This window comes from Amycolatopsis sp. DG1A-15b (assembly GCF_030285645.1).
GTDB lineage: Bacteria > Actinomycetota > Actinomycetes > Mycobacteriales > Pseudonocardiaceae > Amycolatopsis.
In genome coordinates, this window is record NZ_CP127296.1 from 9986620 (window position 1) to 10005496 (window position 18877).

General features: G+C 72.0%; 19 protein-coding genes. 11 read left to right on the plus strand and 8 right to left on the minus strand.

What is annotated here, in order from left to right:
• Nucleotides 1–55: 55 nt before the first annotated feature.
• From QRY02_RS46430 to QRY02_RS46440, 3 genes are read right to left on the minus strand one after another with little or no spacing between them, the layout of a single operon-like run.
• Nucleotides 56–796 carry an FAD:protein FMN transferase gene (locus QRY02_RS46430; RefSeq protein ID WP_285989043.1) on the minus strand — a complete coding sequence of 247 codons (741 nt, stop codon included), beginning with the start codon at nucleotides 794–796 and terminating at the stop codon, nucleotides 56–58.
• The gene (locus QRY02_RS46435) at nucleotides 793–1305 is read right to left on the minus strand and encodes an FMN-binding protein (RefSeq protein WP_285989044.1); all 513 of its coding nucleotides are present in this window, start codon (nucleotides 1303–1305) and stop codon (nucleotides 793–795) included. The genes QRY02_RS46430 and QRY02_RS46435 overlap by 4 nt, the downstream gene beginning before the upstream one ends.
• 12 nt (nucleotides 1306–1317) lie before the next feature.
• A complete protein-coding gene (locus QRY02_RS46440; protein WP_285989045.1) occupies nucleotides 1318–2664 on the minus strand; it encodes a ferredoxin reductase family protein in 1347 nt (448 codons plus the stop codon).
• A 147-nt stretch (nucleotides 2665–2811) separates the two neighbouring features.
• Here QRY02_RS46440 and QRY02_RS46445 point away from each other — a divergent pair, with 147 nt between their 5' ends.
• Entirely contained in the window at nucleotides 2812–3525 is a 714-nt protein-coding gene (locus tag QRY02_RS46445) for a response regulator transcription factor (protein ID WP_285989046.1), read from the plus strand.
• Nucleotides 3522–4943, plus strand: a complete 1422-nt coding sequence (locus QRY02_RS46450) for a sensor histidine kinase (protein ID WP_285989047.1) — start codon at nucleotides 3522–3524, stop codon at nucleotides 4941–4943. The genes QRY02_RS46445 and QRY02_RS46450 overlap by 4 nt, the downstream gene beginning before the upstream one ends.
• Here the strand turns inward: QRY02_RS46450 and QRY02_RS46455 are convergent.
• On the minus strand, nucleotides 4915–5571 hold the full coding sequence (locus QRY02_RS46455) for a pyridoxamine 5'-phosphate oxidase family protein (protein ID WP_285989048.1): 657 nt from the start codon (nucleotides 5569–5571) through the stop codon (nucleotides 4915–4917). The two genes, QRY02_RS46450 and QRY02_RS46455, sit on opposite strands and share 29 nt — an antisense overlap.
• An 80-nt stretch (nucleotides 5572–5651) precedes the next feature.
• Here QRY02_RS46455 and pdxR point away from each other — a divergent pair, with 80 nt between their 5' ends.
• Entirely contained in the window at nucleotides 5652–7022 is a 1371-nt protein-coding gene (gene pdxR / locus QRY02_RS46460) for a MocR-like pyridoxine biosynthesis transcription factor PdxR (protein ID WP_285989049.1), read from the plus strand.
• A gap of 849 nt (nucleotides 7023–7871) precedes the next feature.
• On the plus strand, nucleotides 7872–8966 hold the full coding sequence (locus tag QRY02_RS46465; RefSeq protein WP_285989050.1) for a D-alanine--D-alanine ligase family protein: 1095 nt from the start codon (nucleotides 7872–7874) through the stop codon (nucleotides 8964–8966).
• Between the two features lie 49 nt (nucleotides 8967–9015).
• On the opposite strand, the gene QRY02_RS46470 is transcribed toward QRY02_RS46465, so the two are convergent.
• Both QRY02_RS46470 and QRY02_RS46475 read right to left on the minus strand, forming a co-directional pair.
• Nucleotides 9016–9552 (minus strand): DUF3515 domain-containing protein, encoded by a 537-nt coding sequence (locus QRY02_RS46470; RefSeq protein ID WP_285989051.1) that lies wholly within the window; start codon nucleotides 9550–9552, stop codon nucleotides 9016–9018.
• Nucleotides 9553–9613: 61 nt separating this feature from the next.
• Entirely contained in the window at nucleotides 9614–9847 is a 234-nt protein-coding gene (locus QRY02_RS46475) for an Lrp/AsnC family transcriptional regulator (RefSeq protein ID WP_003091994.1), read from the minus strand.
• Between the two features lie 136 nt (nucleotides 9848–9983).
• On the opposite strand from QRY02_RS46475, the gene QRY02_RS46480 reads away from it, so the two are divergent.
• Entirely contained in the window at nucleotides 9984–10940 is a 957-nt protein-coding gene (locus QRY02_RS46480; RefSeq protein WP_285989052.1) for a thiamine-phosphate kinase, read from the plus strand.
• 16 nt (nucleotides 10941–10956) lie between these two features.
• Complete coding sequence (locus tag QRY02_RS46485) at nucleotides 10957–11436, plus strand: GNAT family N-acetyltransferase (protein WP_285989053.1); 480 nt, start codon at nucleotides 10957–10959, stop codon at nucleotides 11434–11436.
• Here the strand turns inward: QRY02_RS46485 and QRY02_RS46490 are convergent.
• Nucleotides 11423–12646, minus strand: coding sequence for a glycoside hydrolase family 27 protein (locus tag QRY02_RS46490; RefSeq protein WP_285989054.1), 1224 nt, complete (start codon nucleotides 12644–12646; stop codon nucleotides 11423–11425). The two genes, QRY02_RS46485 and QRY02_RS46490, sit on opposite strands and share 14 nt — an antisense overlap.
• 33 nt (nucleotides 12647–12679) lie before the next feature.
• Here QRY02_RS46490 and QRY02_RS46495 point away from each other — a divergent pair, with 33 nt between their 5' ends.
• The 3 genes from QRY02_RS46495 to QRY02_RS46505 all read left to right on the plus strand — a co-directional run bounded on the left by QRY02_RS46495 (nucleotide 12680) and on the right by QRY02_RS46505 (nucleotide 14757).
• Complete coding sequence (locus QRY02_RS46495) at nucleotides 12680–13210, plus strand: gamma carbonic anhydrase family protein (RefSeq protein ID WP_285989055.1); 531 nt, start codon at nucleotides 12680–12682, stop codon at nucleotides 13208–13210.
• A gap of 30 nt (nucleotides 13211–13240) precedes the next feature.
• The gene (locus QRY02_RS46500) at nucleotides 13241–13918 is read left to right on the plus strand and encodes a uracil-DNA glycosylase (protein ID WP_285989056.1); all 678 of its coding nucleotides are present in this window, start codon (nucleotides 13241–13243) and stop codon (nucleotides 13916–13918) included.
• A gap of 62 nt (nucleotides 13919–13980) precedes the next feature.
• Nucleotides 13981–14757, plus strand: coding sequence for an alpha/beta fold hydrolase (locus QRY02_RS46505; protein ID WP_285989057.1), 777 nt, complete (start codon nucleotides 13981–13983; stop codon nucleotides 14755–14757).
• Between the two features lie 47 nt (nucleotides 14758–14804).
• Here the strand turns inward: QRY02_RS46505 and rpmB are convergent, their stop codons facing one another.
• Nucleotides 14805–14996 (minus strand): 50S ribosomal protein L28, encoded by a 192-nt coding sequence (rpmB, locus tag QRY02_RS46510; protein WP_003091970.1) that lies wholly within the window; start codon nucleotides 14994–14996, stop codon nucleotides 14805–14807.
• A gap of 133 nt (nucleotides 14997–15129) precedes the next feature.
• On the opposite strand from rpmB, the gene QRY02_RS46515 reads away from it, so the two are divergent.
• Together QRY02_RS46515 and recG are read left to right on the plus strand one after the other, a co-directional pair.
• Entirely contained in the window at nucleotides 15130–16707 is a 1578-nt protein-coding gene (locus QRY02_RS46515) for a DAK2 domain-containing protein (RefSeq protein ID WP_285989058.1), read from the plus strand.
• A 3-nt stretch (nucleotides 16708–16710) separates the two neighbouring features.
• Nucleotides 16711–18864, plus strand: a complete 2154-nt coding sequence (gene recG, locus QRY02_RS46520; RefSeq protein ID WP_285989059.1) for an ATP-dependent DNA helicase RecG — start codon at nucleotides 16711–16713, stop codon at nucleotides 18862–18864.
• Nucleotides 18865–18877 lie beyond the last annotated feature (13 nt).

The window sequence follows — 18877 nt, forward strand, 5'->3', positions numbered from 1 at the left end:
CCTCGAAGTCGGGTGCCGCCGAGTCTGGCGCGGCCCCGCCGGGAAGGCGAACCGATTACGACGCCAGCGCCAGCCCCGACGTCCGGTGCACCTGACGGTCCGCGTCGACGATGAGGATCTCGCAGTCCGGGCGGTCGGCCGCCCAGGTGATGCCCTCGGTGCCCATCGCGAACGCCGCCGTGGCCAGCGCGTCCGCCGTCACCAGGTCGCCGGCCACCACGGTGACGCTCATCAGGCCCGTCGCCGGGGCGCCGGAGCGGCCGTCGAGGATGTGGGAGCCGCGCTCGTAAGCCGCCGATGTCGCGATCGCGCCGTTGCGCGACTCCAGGACCGCGCACACCGCCAGGGGCTGCTCGGGGTGGCGCACCCCGACCCGCCACGGACGGCCCGGTTGCGGCTCGCCCGCGGTGACGACGTCGCCGCCGGCGTTCAGGCAGAACGTCGTCGCGCCCTCGGCCTTCAGCATGTCGGCCGCGCGCTGCACCGCCCAGCCCTTGACGACCGCGCACGGGTCGAGGCCGCGGCCGGGCAGCCGCGCGCGGAACGCGCCGCCGGAGAGCTGCTCGTAGTACGCGCAGAGCTCCAGCACCTCCAGGAGGTCGTCGCTGAGCTCGGCGGCCGCCAGCTCGCCGCGGTCGTACCGGCTGACCTCGCTGTCGTCCTTGAACGGGCTGAACCGGGCGTCGACCTCGCGGAACCACGCGAAGACGTCGTCGACGACTTCGGCGAAGTCGTCTTCGTCACGCAGGTCGAGCGAGATCGGCAGGCCCATCACCTGTTCGACGCGGGTGGTCATCGGTTTCCTCTCGCGTCGATCGCGGCCTGGAGCGACGTCTTGTACGACTCGCTCGTCTCGGTGGCACCGGTCACCGTGTCGATGTCGGCGTTCTGCGCCTTGATCGCTTCCGCCTGCAGCCGCGGGAGAGCGGTCAGCGACCGGCCGCTGTCCGGGGCCTGCAGCAGGGTGATGACCGCGATCCGCGAGCCGGTGAACGTCACCTGCACCTGCACGGTGCCGTACCGGCTCGACTCGGCGCTGCCCTGCGTGGTCACCGTCTCGTTCTTGGTGTCCCGAGTGGACGGAGTCTCCGAAGTGGACGGAGCGGACGGAGCGGACGGAGCAGGGGACGTGGACGAGGACGGCGGTGTGGCCGATGTGGACGGTGCCGCCGAAGTGGCCGGTGTGGACACCGTCGGCGGTGCCTGGGCGACGGCGGCGGTGTTCTGCACCGGCCCCGGCTCGAACCGCCACACCGAGATGAACCCGGCTATCGACAGCGCGACGACGAAAATGGTCTTCTTCACAGCACCTTCCCCCTAGGCCGCGAGGCTGAAGCGTTCGGCGTGGACCTGGGCGTTCGGCACGCGCAGCTCGCGCAGGCTGCGCAGCACGGCGGAAGTCATCCCGGGCGGGCCGCAGACGAACACGTCCCGCTCGTGCACGTCCGGCACCATCATGTGCAGGTTCGCCGGCCCGAGCATCACGCCGCGCGGCCCGACCGCCTGGTCCGGTCCGGTGAGGAGACTCACGACGGCGCCGCGTGCCTTGGCCAGCTCGTTCAGCTCCGGCAGCAGCACCGCGTCGGCCTGGTTGCGCACCCGGTACAGCACGACGACGTGGCCTTCGATGTCCTCCAGCAGCGCGCGGATCGGCGTGATCCCGACACCGCCCGCCACGAGCAGCGCGTTGGGCCGCTGCTGGTGGATCGTCGTGAAGGCGCCGTACGGCCCTTCGGCGAACACGCGGGTCCCGACGCGCAGGTTGCGCAGCCCGGCGCTGGAATCGCCGAGCGCCTTCGCGGTCAGCCGCAGGGAACGGCCGTCCGGCGCGGCGGACAGCGAGAACGGATTGGCCTGCCACCAACGGTCTTTGGTCAGGAACCGCCACAGGAAGAACTGCCCCGCCTTGGCCGGCATCTTGTCCAGGTGCTTGCCGGACATGTACACCGAAACGACGTCCGGGGACTCGGAAACCACCGCCGTGACGCGCAATTGGTGGCGCAGGTTCCGCCACAGCGGCAGCACGACGCGCCCGGCGAGCACGGCCGCGCCGGCGCCGAGCCAGAGCGTCCACCAGTACGCCTTCGCCGGCTCCGAGCCGGCGAACGACTGGCCCAGCGCGATCTGGTGCGTGAAGGCCAGCAGCACCGCGGCGTAGGTGTAGAGGTGGATGAAGTGCCACGTCTCGTAGGCGAGCCGCTTGCGCGCGAACTTCGCCGAGGCGGCGCCGACGATGAGGATCACCGCGAAGGCGACCAGCGCCCGCAGGATCCCTTCGAGCGTGTCGGCCATCTCGACCAGCTCGTCGACGACACCCTTGCTGGAAACCTCCGCGTAGCCCATGGTGATGAACACCAGGTGCGCCAGCAGGGTCCAGAGGATCGTGAAGCCGGTCCAGCGGTGCCAGGTGGTCAGCCGGTCCATCCCGAGCCGGCGGTCCAGCCAGGGCAGCCGGGCCACCAGCAGCAGCTGGAACGCCATCGCCAGCGCGCCGTACAGACCGGCGAGCCTGCCGATCGTGATCAGCACGTTCTGCGAAACCCCGGCCTGGACGAACAGGACGGTGACGGCGGCCACGTTGGCGCCGAGGAAGAGGAAGAGGCCGGATTTCGCGGCGATCCGGGGGCGGATCGCCGGGCGCGCGGCCTCGGCGGTCTGCGTCATGGTCCTCACACGGATCCCCCTTCGGTTCGGTTCACGAAGGCCAGCCTTGCCGCCCGTCCTGTGGCGAGTCTGGGTGCCGGCTGTCGGCTTCCTGTCGGCCGCCGCCTCGCCTCGCCCGCCGCGCCCTCCGCGGGAGAGGATGCAGGGGTGCAGACTCCCGACCCCGTGCGCCTGCTCGTCGTCGACGACGAGCCGCACATCGCCGACCTCGTCGCCACCGTCGCCCGGTACGAGGGCTGGCAGGCGGTCACGGCCGGCACCGGACAGGCCGCGCTGAGCCGGGCCGCGGAGTTCGGGCCGGACATCGTCGTGCTCGACCTGATGCTGCCCGACCTCGACGGCTTCACCGTGCTCGACCGCCTGCGGGCGGGCGGCAACGCGGTGCCCGTGGTCTTCCTCACGGCCAAGGACGCGACGGCCGACCGGATCGCCGGGCTCACCCGCGGGGGTGACGACTACCTCGTGAAACCGTTTTCGGTCGAGGAGCTGATGGCGCGGCTGCGGGCGGTGCTGCGGCGCAGCGCCGGCCTCGCGCACCAGCCCGAGGCACGCGGCGCCGTGCTGCGGGTCGGCGACCTGACGTTGGACGAGGACACCCGCGAGGTCCGCCGCGGCGAGCGGCTCGCCGAGCTGACACCGACGGAGTACGAGCTGCTGCGCTACCTCATGCGCCGCTCGCCCGCGGTGCTGACCAAGGCGCAGATCCTGGACCACGTCTGGGAGTACGACTTCGGCGGCCGGTCCAATGTGGTCGAACTGGTCATTTCGCACCTGCGGCGCAAGGTCGACGCGGGCGACGGCGAGCCGCTGATCCACACCGTGCGCGGCGTCGGGTACGTCGTGCGGCAGGTCCACCGGTGACGGGCGTCCTCCGCCGGTGGTACGGGGCCTGGCAGCGCACCCGGCTGGGCACCCGGATCACCCTCGGCCTCGGCGCGCTCGCGCTGGTGGTGTTCGCGGCCGTCGGCGTCACGACGGTCGGGATCATGCACGGCTACCTCGACCGGCGGCTCGACGAGCAGCTGTCCAAGAGCCAGAACACCCAGCTGCCGCTGCTGCGCGAGACGCACGGCTCGCCGCAGTCGGTGTACTCGTGGTACTCGGCGCTGTACAAGGTCCGGAACGGGGTCGCCGTCCCCGAGCCGGGCGGCCGGCTGCCGGGCGACGCCGAGCAGCTGGCGAAGATCGCCGCCGAGGCGGCGGGCGGCGACGTCACGCGCACGGTCTACCTGCGCGACGACGGCCCGTACCGGGTGCGCGCGTGCCCGGTCGACACCGACTCGGTGCTGCTGTCCGCCGCGCCGCAGAAGGACCTCGACGGCACGGTCCGCCAGCTGATCGGGGTGGAGGTCGGCGCGTTCGCGCTCGCGCTGGCCGTGCTGGTGATCGTGGGACGGCTGGTGCTGCGCCGCGGCCTGCGCCCGCTGGCCGACATGGCCGGCACCGCGCACGACATCGCCTCCCACGACCTCACCGCGAACCCGGACCTGCCGGTGCGCGCGGCAGGCACCGGCGGCGGCGCCGAAGTCGAAGAGCTGCGGACGGCGTTCAACGTGATGCTGGCCCACATCGACACCTCGCTGGCGGCGAAGACCGAGGCGAACGAGCGCCTGCGCCGGTTCGTCGCGGACGCCTCGCACGAGCTGCGGACGCCGCTGACATCGATCCGCGGCTACGCCGACCTCTTCCGCTACGCCGCGGCGAACGAGCCGGCGGAGCGCGAGGCGCACCTGGCGAAGATCCGCGAGGAGACGGCCCGGATGACTGTGCTCGTCGACGACCTCCTGCTGCTGGCCCGGCTCGACGCGCGCGCCGCCGAGACGCCGTTGCGGCCCGAGCGCGTCGACCTGGCCGAGCTGGCCGGGGACGCGGCGGACGCCTTCGCCGCCGGCCGGCCGGACCACCCGCTGACTTCGGCGCTTTCGGCGGCGTTCGTGGACGCCGACCCCGTGCGGCTGCGGCAGGTGCTGGACAACCTGCTGGCCAACGCCGCCGTGCACACCCCGCCCGGGACGTCGGTGCACGTGTCGGTGACGGCGTCGGGCGGCGAGGCCGTCGTCCAGGTCACCGACACCGGCCCCGGCATCGCCGTGGGGGATCAGGAGCGGATCTTCGACCGGTTCTTCCGCGTCGACGACTCCCGCACCCGCGGCAACGGCGGCACCGGGCTCGGGCTGTCGGTGGTCCAGTCCCTGGTCGCCGCGCACGGCGGCACGGTGTCGGTGGCTTCGGCGCCGGGCCGGACGACCTTCAGCGTGCGGTTGCCGCTCGCGCGGTGACGTGCTCCGGCGCCGACCAGCCGGGGGAGAGGTCTTCGGACGGCTCGGGCGCGCCGAAGACCGTCCGCACCGGCAGCACGCCGGCCCAGGCGGTGTCCGCTTCGACATCCCCGGGCTCGTCGTCCGGGCCCTCGGCGCGCACCTTCACCGACGCCTCGGCGAGGTCCAGCGCGAGCACGGACACCGCGGCGAACTCCCTGGCGTTGACCTCCCGCGCGTGCGCCCACGAGCCCGGCGCGAGGTGGTCGGTGAGCACCTTGAGGCCGTGCGTCTTCGCTTCGGCGTCGAGGACCGGCTTCGCCTGGCCGAGGATGACGGCGCTGCGGTAGTTCATCGAGTGGTTGTTCACCGAGCGCGAGTAGACGATCCCGTCGAGGAGCGTCACCGTGACGCAGACGTCGAGGCCGTGCGCCGCGGTGCGGAGGCTGGCGGCGCCGGTCGAACCGTGGAGGTAGAGCGTGTCGCCGTCGCGGCCGTAGCCGGTCGGGAGGACCAGCGGCACGCCGTCGCGGACGATCCCGAGGTGGCAGATCAGGCCTTCGTCCAGGACGGCGTGCAGTGCGGAGCGGTCGGTCACGGCGCGGTGCTTCTTGCGGCCGAGCGTGGTGCGGGGCGTGGTCGACAACATGCGACCAGCGTCTCCCGGCTCAGTGGCATCGGAAAACGGCCACTTCTCGTACACTTGGGAAGTCCACTCGAGGAGGTTCCGTGTCCCACACCGACACCGCGCTCCCGGTCAGTCTGGATCGTGCGGCGGTGACACCGCTGGCCGTCCAATTGGCCGACGCGCTGCGCGAAGCCGCGGCGAGCGGACACCTGCGCGGCGGCGACCGGCTGCCCTCGACGCGGGCGCTGGCCGGCCGGCTCGGCGTCAGCCGCACGGTGACGTCGGCGGCGTACGAGCAGCTGCACGCCGAGGGCTGGATCGCGGGACGGCACGGATCCGGCACCTACGTGACGACGCCGCCTTCGGTTTCGGCTTCGGAGGTCCCGGCGCCTCCGGTCCCGGCGGTCGAGGTCTCGCCGTCCCCGCTGCTGGACCTCGGGCCGGGAACGCCGTGGGCGGCGGGACTGGACCGAGCGGCCTGGCGCCGCGCTTGGCGGGCGGCGGCGGACCCGGAGCCACTGGTCCGCGCCCACCGCGCCGGGCTGCCGGAGTACCGCGCGGCGGTGTCTGAGCACCTGCTGCGCCACCGCGGTCTCGCGGCGGGATCGGTCCTGGCGACCGGCGGCACGACGGCGGCGGTGGTGGAACTGGCCGCGGCGGTGCTGGAGCGCGGGGACGTCGTCGCCGTCGAAGAGCCGGGCTACCAGCGAGCGGTGCAGGCGTTCCGGCGCGCGGGCATGCGGGTGGTGGGCGTGCCGGTGGACGACGAGGGGTTGCGCCCGGATTCTCTCCCGGACGATGCGCGGGCGGTGTACTGCTCGCCGGCGCACCAATATCCGATGGGCAGCAGGCTGAGCGCGGCACGGCGGGTCTCGCTGGTCGAGCGGGCGCGTTCCGCGGGCATGCTGGTCATCGAGGACGACTATGACGGCGAGCTGCGGTTCGACGTGGCGCCGCTGCCGATGCTGGCTTCGCTGGCACCGGACGTCGTGGCGCATTTGGGGACGACGTCGAAGATCCTCACGCCGACACTGGGCGCGGGCTGGATGGTGGCGCCGGAGGCGATCACGTCGGCGGTGCTGGCGTACCGCGATTCGACGGGAACGCGGCCTTCTCCGGCGGGTCAGCGGGTGCTGTACGAGTTCGCCCGGAACGGAGACCTGGGCCGCCACCTGCGCAAACTCCGCCGCGAGATGGCGGAGCGGCGGACGTTGCTGGCGGGGGCGTTGTCTGCGGCCGGGGTTCCGGTCCGGGGCGACGACGCGGGGGCGCACCTGGTGGTGCCGTTTTCCTCGGCGGCGGTGGAGGCATCGGTGATCGCGGCGGCCGAGCGGCGAGGAATCCGGCTGGACGGGCTGGCGCGGCATTTTGCCGGTCCGCCTTCCGCGCACGGGGTGGCGATCGGGTACGCGGGGTGTTCGCGGGAGGCCTTGGTGGCGGCTTTGCCGGTGTTGGCGGGGCTGTTGCGCTGAGGTTGTCCACAAGCGGGCCTTGGTGGGGACAAACCTTGTCGGGCCCGGGGTTTTGGGGCTTCTGGTGTTGGTGGGGGGCGATATGGTCAATTCGGTTGGTGGTTCCCCCTGGGAGGGCGGGTTCTGCTCGGGGGCGAGAGGGGCACCTGGCCTCGCAAATCCGGGGCTGGGCGAGTGTGGCTGGGTGAAGGTGGCTCGGCGTTTGTGGTCGGGCGATCCCGGTCTGGCTAACCGGCTCGGCGAGGGTGGCCGGCGAATCTGGCTCGGTGAAGTCGGGTCGGTGAGCGTGGCCTGGCGGACCAGGCTGGGCGAGTGCGGCCGGGCGAATCCGGGGTGAACTGGCCCGGCGGACTTGGCTGGGCGAGTGTGGCCGGGCGAATCCGGGGTGAACTGGCTCGGCGGACCTGGCTGGGCGAGTGTGGCCGGGCGGACCTTGGCTCGGCGAACTCGGCGGGCGAGTGTGGCTGGGTCAACCTGGCTCGGCGAACCCGGCTGGGCGAGCGTGGCCTGGCAAACCCGGCCTGGCAAACCCAGCCTGGCTAACCGGCTCGGCGAAGGTGACCGGGCGAACCGGGCTCGGTGAACGGCTCGGTGAGCGTGGCCCGGCGGACTCGGCTGGGCGAGTGTGACCGGGCGAACCCAACACGGCGAACCCAACACGGCGAACTCGGCTGGGCGAACCCGGCCCAGCAAACCCGGCCCGCCAAATCCGCCCCAGCCCGAACCCACCAACCCCTCGACACACCGGACGTGCCAAAGCCATCACCGGTTGCGTTCACCGCCCGCTGCTGTCCGCCCGGCGCACCGGGCTCGGCTGTTCCGCGAGGTCACCGGGTACGGTGGCTCACCATGAGCGAGAAGATCCGGGTGGCCGTCGTGTTCGGTGGGCGCAGCAGCGAGCACACCATCTCGTGCCTGTCCGCCGGCAGCGTCCTCGGCCATCTCGATCCCGAGCGGTTCGAGGCCGTGCCGGTCGGGATCACCCGGGACGGCCGCTGGGTGCTCGGCTCCGGGGACTCCGCTCAGCTCGCCATCCGCGGCCGTGAACTCCCGTCCGTCGAGGGCGGCCAGGGACTCGTTCTCGCCGGGGATCCGTCCAGCCAGGGCCTCGTTGCCGTCGAAGCCGGGCGGGAGAGCGAATTGCTGTCCCGCGTCGACGTCGTCTTCCCCGTCCTGCACGGGGCCTTCGGCGAGGACGGCACCATCCAGGGCCTCCTGGAACTCGCCGGGATCCCCTACGTCGGGCCCGGGGTGCTCGCCAGCGCCGCCGCCATGGACAAGGAAACCGCCAAGAAGCTGCTCGCCGCCGAAGGGCTTCCGGTCGGGACCTACTCCGCCCTCAAGCGGGGGCAGTCCAGTTTGGACCAAAAGGAAAAAACCAAGCTGGGCCTCCCCGTCTTCGTCAAGCCCTCGCGGGCCGGCTCCTCCGTGGGCATCTCGCGCGTCGCCGGCTGGGACGAGCTGGACGCCGCCATCGAGCTCGCCCGGGCCACCGATCCCAAGGTGCTCGTCGAGGCCGCCGTCGTCGGGCGGGAGGTCGAGTGCGGTGTCCTCGAATTCCCCGACGGCCACGTCGAAGCCTCGCTCCCCGCCGAGATCCGCGTCCTGTCCGAGGACGAAAACGCCTGGTACGACTTCGAAACCAAGTACCTCGGCGACGACGCCGAGCTCGACATCCCCGCCAAGCTCGACGACGCCGTCACCGAGAAGCTCCGCGCGATGGCCGTCGAAGCGTTCCGGGCGCTCGACTGCCAGGGCCTGGCCCGCGTCGACTTCTTCGTCACCGAAAACCACGAGCTGATCATCAACGAGGTCAACACCATGCCGGGCTTCACGACGAAGTCCGCCTACCCGAAGATGTGGGAGGTCACCGGCATGGACTACCCGACGCTGCTGACCACCCTCATCGAGACGGCGATCGCCCGCGGAACCGGCCTGCGCTGACCGAAAGCCGGCTGATAGCCGGCCAAAGCCGGCCCAAAGCCGGCCGAGGCTAACCGAATCGCAGCGGCTGCGGCGCCAGCTTCGCGGCCACCGTGTCCGAAACGGCCTGCAGCGGCCCGGTCCCGGCGCTGTCCGGCACCGTCAGCGCCGCGTAGACCTCACGGTCCACCACGTACCACGTCGACGCGCCCTCGCCCGCCACCTGCAGCCACTGCACCTTGTTCACCAGCCGCAGCTGCGCCGTCGGCGTCAGCTCCGGGGGACGCCCGAGGCCGCACCGCAGGACCACCGGATCGGCGTCGCCCCAGGCGACCGTCGCGGGCGGCGCCGGGGCCGCCAACGCCCGCACCTTCAACGCAGTCCCGTTGGAAGTCAGCTCGGAGGGCACCGCACCCAGCAGCGTCGTGCAGCCCGGCGACCCCGCGGCGGGCGCCGGCACGGGGACCAACGGCAGCGGCCCCGCGGAGTCCGAGGGGGAAGGCCGGGTCAGGGCGAAGACGGCGACGGCGACCGCCAAGGCCACGGCGAGCGCCGCCGCGGTGACGAGCACCACTCGGGGCGGCGCACCGGTGTCGGAGTCAGGCACGCCGACCACTACACCACAGTGACATCGCAGGGGGACGACCCCCAGACCCCGGACCTCGAGGTCAGAGATGCACGACCGGGCAGGTCAGCGTCCGCGTGATGCCCTCCACGTTCTGCACCTTCGCGACCACGAGCTGGCCCAGCTGGTCGACGTTGTCGGCGGCCGCGCGGACGATGACGTCGTACGGTCCGGTGACATCCTCCGAGCTGGTCACACCCGGGATGCTGGAGATCTCGGCAGCCACCGCGGCCGCCTTGCCGACCTCGGTCTGGATGAGGATGTATGCGTGGACCACGGCGCGCCCTTTCGTCGGGATCGAAAGCTCAAGGTAGGAACGTCATCAGCAACGTATCGCCAGCTCAGGGAAAAACATAGGGCATCCGACTATCGGTGATCGATCTTTGTCCCGGTAGAGAAAGCAGAGGTGACCGGTGTCACCGAACGACGGAACGGTCGCCGAGACCGGGGAGTTCGCGCTCATCCGCGCCGTCACCGAAGGACGGCGCCAGCCCCCGGGCACGCTGCTCGGGCCCGGCGACGACGCCGCCGTCGTCGCCGCCCCGGACGGCCGCGTGGTCGCCAGCACGGACGTCCTCGTCCAGGGCGTCCACTTCCGGCTCGACTGGTCCTCGCCCGAGCACGTCGGGCGCAAGGCCGTCGCGGTCAACCTGGCCGACGTCGCCGCCATGGGCGCCACCCCGACCACCGTCCTGGTCGGGCTCGCCTGCCCGCCCGACACCCCGCGCGAAGTCGTCACCGGGCTGGCCGACGGCATGTGGGCCGAGGCCGAACGCGCCGGCATCGGCGTCTCCGGCGGCGACATGGTCCGCGCCGACCAGCTCGTGATCAGCGTCACGGCCCTCGGCGACCTCGGCGACCGCGAGCCGGTGACGCGCTCGGGTGCGCGGCCCGGGGACGTCCTCGCGGTGAACGGGCGGCTCGGCTGGGCCGCGGCCGGCCTGGCCGTGCTCGGCCGCGGCTTCCGGTCCCCGGTCGGCGTCGTCAACGCCCAGCGCTGCCCGGAACCGCCCTACGAAGCCGGCCCGCGCGCCGCGCTGGCCGGGGCCACGGCGATGATCGACGTCTCCGACGGCCTGCTCGCCGACCTGGGCCACATCGGCGAGGCCTCCGACGTCGGCATCGACGTCCGCACCGCCGATCTCGACATCCCGGCCCGGCTCACCGAGGTCGGTGCCGCCCTCGGCGCGGATCCGCTGGACTGGGTCCTCACCGGCGGCGAGGACCACGCCCTGGTGGCCACCTTCCCGCCGTTCACCGAGCTCCCGGACGGCTGGCGCACGATCGGCGTGGTCACCATGGCCGGCTCCGGGATCACCGTCGACGGGAAACCGTTTTCCCGAGAAGGCGGATGGACGCACTGGCGCTGATCTAGGCTCCGGAAGCGTGAGAATCGTTCCGGTCCCCTACGACCACCCCGACGCGGCCAAGCTCATGACCGCGGTGCAGCAGGTGTACATCGAGCGCTACGGCAGCGAGGACGCCACTCCGCTGAGCCTGGCGGACTTCGATCCGCCACAGGGCGTGTTCCTCGTCGGCTACCAGGGCGAGGAAGCGGTCGCCTGCGGGGCGTGGCGCGCCCACGACGGCCTCGAGCCCGACTTCCAGGACGGCGACGCCGAGTTCAAGCGGATGTACGTCGCCGATTCCGCCCGCGGCCGCGGGTTCGCGCGGATGATCCTGTCCGAGCTGGAGCGCACGGCGGCGCTGTGCGGCCGCAAGCGCGCGGTCCTGGAAACCGGGACCAAGCAGCCCGAGGCCATCGCGCTGTACACCTCGTCCGGCTACGCCGAGATCCCGCACTTCGGCATCTACAAGAACGAGCCGGAAAGCCGCTGCTTCGGCAAGGACCTCACCTCGGGGTGAGCTTCAACAGGGCCGCCGCGTGGGGCCGCAGGGTCGAGGAAACGGCGCCGGTGGCAGTGCTCGTTTCCCGGTGGGCCCAGAGGTCGCGGACGTGCCACGCGCCGGGAACCGAAGCGGAGACGGTCGCGGTGGTGCTGCCGGTGTTGAGCAGCACCACCGCGAAACCGCCGCCGCTCAACGGTTTTCCCCACACCTGGTGGCCGGGACCCGCGTCGAGCTGCCGCCCCTGGCTGCCCGCGAAGTCCTGGTCGACGGCGATGGCCTCGGCGTTGCCCAGCGTCGCGAGGTCGCTGTCGCTCAGCTTCGCCGGGTCGGTGCCGGCGAACAGCGGCGCGTTCAGCACGGCCCAGACGCTGAAGTGCGCGCGGGCCTCGTCGGCGGTCAGCGTGCCGTTGCCGACCTGGAGCATGTCCGGGTCGTTCCAGCCGCCGGGCGAGCCGCTGTGGGCGGCGACGCCGGCCTGCTGGTCGATCGTCGCGAGCACCGATTCCCAGGTCGGGACCAGGTCGTAGGTGGTGCGCCACAGGTTCGCCACCGGCCGGGCCCAGGTCCACGGGCTGGAGACGCCGTACTCGGAGATCGCGTAGACGATCGGGCGGGGCAGCGCGGCCAGTTCGTCGCGCATCTTCTCGAACGCGGCCTTGCGGTCGAGCCCGTCGACGGTGTCGGCGTTGCACCAGTCGTACTTGAGGTAGTCCACGCCCCAGCGGTCGAACGTCTCGGCGTCCTGGCGCTCGTGCCCGAGCGAGCCGATGCCGGAGGCGGGGTAGGCGTCGTTCGCCATGGCGCAGGTGCGGCTCCCGGGCACGGCGTAGATGCCGAACAGCAGGCCGCGGGAATGCACGTAGTCGGCGAGGTCGGCGATGCCGTGCGGGAACCGCCGCGGATCCGCCCGCAACGCGCCGTCGGCGGCCCGGGTGGGCGCCTGCCAGCAGTCGTCGACGACGACGTACTTGTAGCCCGCGTCACGCAGGCCGGTGCCGGCGAGCGCGTCGGCCGCCTGCTTCACGACGTCCTCGGTGAGGTCGTAGCAGCGGACCTGGTTCCAGCTGTTCCAGCCCATCGGCGGGGTGCCGGCCAGGCCGTTCGCCAGCGCGGGCGAGGCGACGGGCAGGCTCAACAGCCAGGTCAGCACGACGAGCAGGAGCACGAGCCCGGTGCTCCCGGTACTGGCGTTCCGGTTCGCGGCGATGGCGTGATCCAATCGCACGGGAAGTGAAACCGCGGTCACCCCGGAGGCGGCATGCCGATCTACGCACTCGGTTCGCTCGAGCCGACGATCCACCCGGACGCCTACGTCCACCCCGACGCGACGGTGATCGGTGACGTCCGGATCGGCGCGCACGCGTCGGTGTGGCCGCAGACGGTCCTGCGCGGCGACCACGGGTACATCGAGATCGGCGAGCGTTCGAACGTCCAGGACGGCTGCGTCCTGCACTGCACCGAACGCCACCCGACGATCCTCGGGCCGTCGTCGGCGATCGGGCACGCGGTGCACGTCGAGGGGGCGACGATCGGCACGGGCTGCCTGATCGCCTCCGGCTCGGTGGTGCTGAACGGCTCGGTGATCGAGGACGGCGGCATGGTCGGCGCGGGCGCGGTGCTGTCGTACGGCTCACACGTGAAGACCGGCGAGATCGCGCTCGGCGTCCCCGCGAAGGTGCGGGAGAACAAGTCGTTCGGGCCGGAGAGCATCGCGATGGTGGTGGAGTCCTACGTCGAACGCGGGAAGCGGTTCCGGGCCGAACTGCGGCGGCTCGACCCGCTCGGGTGACGCCGGCCACGCCCGGTAAGCTCGCGGGCCGTGACCGCACGACCGCTGCAGGACATCGTCGAGGCAGGCTGGGCGAAAGCCCTCGAACCGGTGGCGCCGCAGGTCGCCGCGATGGGGGAGTTCCTCCGCGCGGAGATCGCCGCGGGCCGGACCTACCTGCCGGCGGGTGAGCACGTCCTGCGGGCGTTCAAGCAGCCGTTCCACGACGTCCGCGTGCTGATCGTCGGGCAGGACCCGTACCCGACGCCCGGGCACGCGGTGGGCCTGAGCTTCTCGGTGGCGCCGGACGTCCGGCCGATCCCGAAGAGCCTGGTCAACATCTACAAGGAGTACACCGAAGACCTCGGCCACCCGCTGCCGTCCAACGGCGACCTGACGCCGTGGGCCGACCAGGGCGTGCTGCTGCTCAACAGGGCCCTCACCGTGCAGCCGGGGAAGTCGAATTCGCACCAGGGCAAGGGCTGGGAAGAGGTCACCGAGCAGGCGATCAAGGCCCTCGCGGCCCGGTCGGAGCCGATGGTGGCGATCCTGTGGGGCCGCAACGCCCGCAACCTGCGCCCGATGCTCGGCGAGGTGCCGTGCATCGAGTCCGCGCACCCCAGCCCGCTCTCGGCGCACAACGGCTTCTTCGGGTCGCGCCCGTTCAGCCGGGCCAACCAGCTCCTGGAGCAGCAGGGCGCGGCGCCGGTGGACTGGAAACTGCCGTAGGTTCGGTGTCCGGATCCGCGGGCCGGCTCCGACCAGGGGGAAACGGATCCTTGGAGGACACCATGAACGTCACATCGGCCGACGGCACGTCGATCTGCTTCGAGCAGCGCGGAGACGGCCCGCCGGTGATCCTGGTCGGCGGCGCGTTCAACGACCGCACGACCGTGGCGGCGCTGGCCGACGTGCTGGCGTCCGACTTCACGACGATCGCCTACGACCGCCGCGGGCGCGGTGACTCCGGCGACTCGGCCGAGTACGCGATGGAGCGTGAGATCGAGGACATCGCCGCGCTGATCGCCCAGGTGGGCGGAACGGCGTCGGTGTTCGGGCACTCGTCGGGCGCGGTCCTGGCCCTGGAGGCGGCCGCGGCGGGTCTCCCGATCGATCGCGTGGTGGCCTACGAACCGCCGTACGCGACGGACGAGCACCCGCGGGCCGACGTCGTGGCCGAGGTGCGCGCCCAGCTCGCGGCGGGGGACCGGGACGGCGCGGTGGCGACGTTCCTGAAGGTCGCCGGCACGCCGGACGAGATGATCGAGGGGATGAAGCAGGCCCCGGTGTGGGCGTGGTTCACGGCGCTGGCGCACACGCTGCCGTACGACCTGACGATCTGCGGCCCGGACACCCACCCGCGCACGGAGAACCTGGCCCGCATCAAGGTGCCGACGCTGGTGATCGGCGGCGGCGCGAGCGACGAGGCACTCCAGTCGGGTGCCCGCGCGGCGGCCGCGGCGGTGCCGGGCGCTCGTCACGAGACCTTGGCCGGGCAGGACCACGGGGTGCTGCAGTTCCCGGAGACCTTGAAGCCGTTGCTGACGGACTTCCTCAAGCGGACATGAAAATGGCGGGTGCTCCGAAGAGCACCCGCCATCCCAAACTTCTCGCCTCAGCCGCGAACGACCTTGCCCGCCTTGATGCACGAGGTGCACACGTTCAGGCGCTTGCGCTGGGACACACCCACCTTGGCGTGCACGGTCTGGATGTTCGGGTTCCACCGGCGGTTGGTACGGCGGTGGGAGTGCGAGACCGACTTGCCGAAGCCGGGTCCCTTGCCACAGACGTCGCACACGGCAGCCACGTCGAACTCCTTTGGATCTGGGTCATAGAAATGAGCCCAGATGCACTGGGCAACTCGACCATAGTAACTACTGGCTTTCCAAGGTTCCGCACCGGGTCGATACGCTGCCTCGGACCGGTCAGGAGGTTACGGGGTGCGGGTGCTGGACGCGGCGGCGGTGTCGGCTTGGGCTGCGGGTTGTGTGCGCAGCCTGGCGAGCCTGCGGCCGGCCATCGACGAGATCAACGTCTACCCCGTCGCCGATTCCGACACCGGTTCCAACATGCTCTTCACGATGACCGGCGCGGCCCGGGCACTCTCCGAAGCAACCCCGGGTGACGCCGCCGAAGCGCTGAAGGTCCTCGCGCGGGGCGCGGTCGCCTCCGCCAAGGGCAACTCCGGCGTGATCCTTTCCCAGGTCGTGCGCGGGCTCGCCGATCGCGCCGAAGGCGACCTGGACGGCCCGTGGCTGGCCGCGGCCCTCGGGCACGCCGACGAGGTCGCCACCGGCGCCGTCAGCCGCCCGGTCGCCGGGACGATCTTGACCGTCCTGCACGCCGTCGCCCTCGCCGTCCGCGGTGACACGAGCTCTCTGGCCGAAATCGCCGCAAAAGCCGCGAAAGAGGCCGCGCACGCCCTCGAGAAGACGCCCGAGCAGCTGCCCGCGCTGGCCAGGGCCGGGGTCGTCGACGCCGGGGCACGCGGTCTCGTCGCCGTGCTCGACGCGCTGGTCGGCGTGCTCACCGGCGCCCCGATCGAGCAGGAACACCCCCTCGAAGTGCACGCGATCGCGCACGCCGAGACCTACGCCTGGGAGGTCATGTACCTCCTCGACGGCGTCGACGAGGCGAGCCTGCCGACCCTGCGCAAGGAACTGAGCGGCCTCGGCGACAGCGTCACGGTGGCCGGCGACGGCTCGGGCAGCCACGCCGTGCACGTCCACTGCGCCGACATCGGCGCCGCCATCGAGGCCGGGCTCGCGCTCGGGCGCCCGCGCAAGATCCGGGTCGAGCCGCTGCTCACGGCGACGCCGATCGAACCCGGCGGCGGGATCGACCGCACGGTCGTCGCCGTCGTCCACGGCGGCGCGCTGGCCGAGCTGCTGCGCGCCGAAAGCATCCCGGTGCTGGCCGTGCCCGAAGGCGGCACGCCGAGCGTCGAGGACATGATGGGCCTGCTCAACGAGGCTCCCGGGCAGCAGGTGACCGTGCTGCCGGGCAGCGCCGCCCTCACCGCCGCCGCCGACGCCGCGGCCGGGCACGCGATGGCCGCCGACCGGGACGTCGTGGTCATCCCGTGCGCGTCGCCGGTGCAGGTGCTGGCCGCCCTCGCCGTGCACGACGCCGGGCGCCGCACCAACGACGACGTCGTCGCGATGGCCGAAGCGGCCGCCGCGACCAGGCGTGGCGAACTGCGGATCGCGCAGGAGGAGTCGCTAACCTGGGTGGGCCGGGCCCAGTCCGGCGATGTCGTCGGCCTGGTCGACGACGAGGTGGTGCTGATCGAACCCGCGCCCGCGTCCGAGACGAACCTGGTCGCGGCCGCGATGAAGGTGCTGAACCGGATGCTCGCGCTCGGCGGGGAGCTGGTGACGGTGCTGAGCGGGGCGGCGGCCCCGCCGGGGGTCGCCGAGGAGCTCGCGGAGCAGCTGCGGGTGGAGCACCCGGAGGTGGAATTGGCCGGCTACGCCAGCGGCCAGGCGGACGCCGTGCTGCTGATGGGAGTCGAATAGCGGATGGCCGGACTGCGCGACAAGCTGCCGTTGCTGCTGGGTGCCAAGACGGCGAAGGCGCTCGCCACGTCGTTGGACATCGAGACGGTCAGCGACCTGCTGCGCCACTACCCGCGCCGCTACGCCGAGCGCGGCGAGCTCACCGACATCCACGGTCTCGAGCTCGGCGAGCACGCCACCGTGCTGGCGCGCATCGAAAAGGTGAGCAAGCGGCGGATGAAAGCCCGCAACGGGACCATCCTCGACATGGTGATCACCGACGGGAAACGGCGGCTGACCTGTGCGTTCTTCAACCAGGCCTGGCGCGAGAAGGACCTCGTCCCCGGCAAGACCGGCCTGTTCGCCGGCAAGGTGTCCGCCTTCCGCGACACCCTGCAGCTGACCAACCCCGAGTACGAGCTGTTCGACGCCGAGAACGAAGCCGAGGCGATGGACAACTTCCTCGCCGCGATCATCCCGGTGTACCCGGCGGCGCAGGGCATGCCGACCTGGTCGATCGCCAAGTGCGTGCGCCAGGTCCTCGACGTCCTCGAGGTCGACGACGACCCGATGCCCGCCGAACTGCGGCGCCTGCACCGCCTGGCCGACCTCGACAACGCGCTGCGCGGCATCCACCGCCCGGAGAACTGGGCGCACCTGGAGGCGTCGAAGAAGCGGCTCAAGTGGGACGAAGCCATGGCCGTGCAGCTGATTTTCGCGCAGCGGCGCCACTCGGCGATCTCGCGTCCGGCGAAGGCCAACCCGCACGTCAGCGGCGGGCTCATGGACGCCTTCGACAAGCGGCTGCCTTTCGACCTCACCGCCGGCCAGCGGGGGATCGGCGACGAGATCGCCGCGGACCTGGCCTCGGAGCACCCGATGAACCGGCTGCTGCAGGGCGAGGTCGGCTCGGGCAAGACGGTCGTCGCGCTGCGGGCGATGCTGCAGGTCGTCGACAACGGGCGGCAGGCCGCGATGCTGGCGCCGACCGAAGTCCTCGCCGCGCAGCACGCGCGGTCGCTGCGGGAGATGCTCGGCGACCTCGGCCAGGCGGGCGAGCTGGGTGCGGCGGAGAACGCCACCCGCGTGACGCTGCTCACCGGGTCGATGGGCGCGAAAGAGCGCAAGAAGTCGTTGCTGGAGATCGTCAGCGGGGAAGCCGGCATCGTCGTCGGCACGCACGCGCTGATCCAGGACCACGTCGAGTTCGCCGATCTCGGCCTCGCCGTCGTCGACGAACAGCACCGCTTCGGCGTCGAGCAGCGGGACGCGCTGCGCACCCGAGGCGCCGGCGACACCAGCCCGCACGTGCTCGTCATGACCGCGACGCCGATCCCGCGTACGGTCGCGATGACCGTCTACGGCGACCTGGAGGTGTCCGCGCTGCGCGAGATGCCGGTCGGGCGGTCGCCGATCGCCACCACGGTCGTGCCGGTCGCCGAGAAACCCGCCTGGTTCGAGCGGATCTGGCAGCGCGTGCGCGAAGAGGTCGGCAAGGGGCACCAGGCGTACGTCGTGTGCCCGCGGATCGGTGACGAGCCGCCGTCGGACAAGAGCGACAAGCGGCCGCCGCTCGCGGTCCTCGAGGTCGCGCCCGAGCTGGAACACGGCCCGCTGCAGGGCCTGAAGATCGGCGTGCTGCACGGCCGGATGCCGCCCGACGACAAGGACGCCGTGATGCGGGCGTTCTCCGCCGGGGACCTCGACGTCCTGGTGGCCACCACGGTGATCGAGGTCGGCGTGAACGTGCCGAACGCGACCGCGATGGTGATCATGGACGCCGACCGGTTCGGCGTCAGCCAGCTGCACCAGCTGCGCGGCCGCGTCGGCCGGGGCAGCGTGCCGGGGCTGTGCCTGCTGGTCACCGAAACCCTCGACGGCACGGCGACGCGCGAGCGGCTGGCGGCGGTCGAGTCCACGACGGACGGCTTCGAGCTGTCGCGCCTCGACCTCGAACTGCGCCGCGAAGGCGACATCCTCGGTGCCGCGCAGTCCGGGAAGCGGTCCACGCTCAAGCTGCTTTCGCTGCTGCGGGACGAGGACGTGATCGCCGCGTCCCGCGCCCTGGCGCAGGAGCTCGTCACGCAGGACCCGGAGCTGACGAAGTACCGCGGCCTGGCGCAGATGGTCGCCGACGTCGTCGACGTCGAGCGCGCGGAGTACCTGGAGAAGAGCTGAGCGCCGTCCGCGC

Coding starts and splice junctions, on each gene's coding strand:
- QRY02_RS46505 (WP_285989057.1), top strand. CDS start 13,981: ATGAACGTCACATCGGCCGACGGCACGTCGATCTGCTTCGAGCAGCGC.
- recG (WP_285989059.1), top strand. CDS start 16,711: ATGGCCGGACTGCGCGACAAGCTGCCGTTGCTGCTGGGTGCCAAGACG.
- QRY02_RS46455 (WP_285989048.1), bottom strand. CDS start 5,571: ATGTTGTCGACCACGCCCCGCACCACGCTCGGCCGCAAGAAGCACCGC.
- QRY02_RS46440 (WP_285989045.1), bottom strand. CDS start 2,664: ATGACGCAGACCGCCGAGGCCGCGCGCCCGGCGATCCGCCCCCGGATC.
- QRY02_RS46495 (WP_285989055.1), top strand. CDS start 12,680: ATGCCGATCTACGCACTCGGTTCGCTCGAGCCGACGATCCACCCGGAC.
- QRY02_RS46430 (WP_285989043.1), bottom strand. CDS start 796: ATGACCACCCGCGTCGAACAGGTGATGGGCCTGCCGATCTCGCTCGAC.
- QRY02_RS46465 (WP_285989050.1), top strand. CDS start 7,872: ATGAGCGAGAAGATCCGGGTGGCCGTCGTGTTCGGTGGGCGCAGCAGC.